Annotated in this window: 1 protein-coding gene; it reads left to right on the top strand. The window is 38.4% G+C overall.

The window, feature by feature from the left end; all coding sequences use genetic code 11:
* Positions 1 to 26: 26 nt before the first annotated feature.
* Entirely contained in the window at positions 27 to 1,880 is a 1,854-nt protein-coding gene (locus ACN4EE_RS23005; protein WP_431708841.1) for a DNA-directed RNA polymerase subunit gamma, read from the top strand.
* Positions 1,881 to 1,977: the final 97 nt, after the last annotated feature.

The following is a 1,977-nucleotide window of genomic DNA, read 5'->3' as shown; positions in this document are numbered from 1 at the left end:
GCTCTGATAATCTACTATATCCATCAATATTTGATTACGTTAAAATTAGTATTGCTTCCCCCGATCGAATCAGAGAATGGGGACAAAGAAGATTACCTAACGGCATAGTGGTAGGGGAAGTGACTACTCCAGAAACCATTAACTATCGTACCCAAAAACCAGAAATGGACGGGTTATTTTGTGAGAAAATTTTTGGTCCTTCTAAGGATTGGGAATGTTGGTGTGGAAAATATAAAAGAGTTCGTCACAGAGGAATAGTATGTGACCGTTGTGGTGTCGAAGTAACCGAATCCAGAGTTCGCCGTCATCGTATGGGGTATATTAAATTAGCTGCACCCGTTACCCATGTATGGTATTTAAAAGGCATTCCCAGCTATCTGAGTATCCTGTTAGATATGCCCTTACGGGATGTGGAGCAAGTCGTTTATTTTAACTCTCATGTAGTTCTCGATCCAGGTAATGCCACTCATTTAAGCTATCGTCAATTACTATCAGAAGATCAATGGATAGAAATTGAAAAACAAATTTATGCAGAAGATTCTGAGTTAGAAGGTATTGAAGTCGGCATTGGTGCAGAAGCGATCGAGCATTTATTAAAAGATATTAACCTTGAACAAGAATCAGAAAAATTAAGAGACGAAATTATTGGTAGTAATGGGGGGAAAAGATCAAAATTAATTAAAAGATTACGCTTAATTGACAATTTTATCGCTACGGGTTCTAAACCTAAATGGATGGTTTTAAGTGTGATTCCCGTGATTCCTCCTGATTTACGCCCGATGGTACAGTTAGATGGTGGACGTTTTGCTACTTCTAACTTGAATGACTTATACCGCCGAGTTATTAACCGTAATAATCGTTTAAATCGTTTACAAGAAATTCTCGCGCCTGAAATTATCATCTGTAACGAAAAACGGATGTTACAAGAAGCGGTGGACGCTTTAATTGATAACGGTAGAAGAGGAAGAACCGTTGTGGGTGGTAACAGTCGCCCTCTCAAATCTCTCTCAGACATTATAGAAGGTAAGCAAGGACGTTTCCGTAAAAACTCACTCGGTAAGAGAGTTGACTATTCTGGACGTTCAGTTATCGTAGTTAATCCTAATCTACAATTACATCAATGCGGTTTACCCCGTGAAATGGCGATCAAATTATTCCAACCCTTTGTCATTAACCGTTTAATCCGTTTAGGTATTGTGAATAATATCAAGGCAGCAAAAAAATTAATTCAAAAAGCTGATCCTTGTATTTGGCACGTATTAAAAAAAGTTATCGCAGGACATCCCGTATTGTTAAACCGTGCGCCCACTCTACACCGTTTAGGGATTCAGGCTTTTGAACCTATATTAGTCGAAGGTAAAGCAATTCATTTACATCCTTTAGTGTGTGAATCTTTCAATGCTGATTTTGACGGAGATCAAATGGCAGTACACGTTCCATTATCCATTGAAGCCCAAACAGAAGCAAAGTTATTGATGATGGCTTGTCATAATATTTTGTCTCCAGCAACGGGTAAACCCATTATTACACCTTCTCAAGATATGGTTTTAGGTTGTTATTACCTCACGTTGGATAATCCCAACGCCACGAAAGGGAAGGATACTTATTACGCCAACCTTGATGATGCTATACTCGCATACGAACAGGGATTAGTGGATTTACACGCTAAAATCTGGGTACGTTTTGACGGAGAAATAGATAGCGGTGAGGGTGACAATGAACTTATCAAGGAAGAAACTTTGACAGATGGTAGTGTTTGGAAGTATTATTCTGGTCATAAAGTGCGAGAAACTGCCGAAGGGGAGCAAATTACTCAGTATATCTACACTACTGTAGGACGAGTTATTTATAATAAAACTATCATGGAAGCCCTAAGATGATGATTCGATCGAACTCCACCTAAAATCTCGATAATAAAAAGTGGCGATCGAATAATTGATTCCGTATCTAGTAAAATTTATGATTAAGATTCGATCG

The sequence above is a fragment of the Geminocystis sp. CENA526 genome (assembly GCF_050753365.1).
Classification (GTDB): Bacteria; Cyanobacteriota; Cyanobacteriia; order Cyanobacteriales; family Cyanobacteriaceae; genus Geminocystis.
This window is presented reverse-complemented; position numbering and strand designations above follow the sequence as displayed.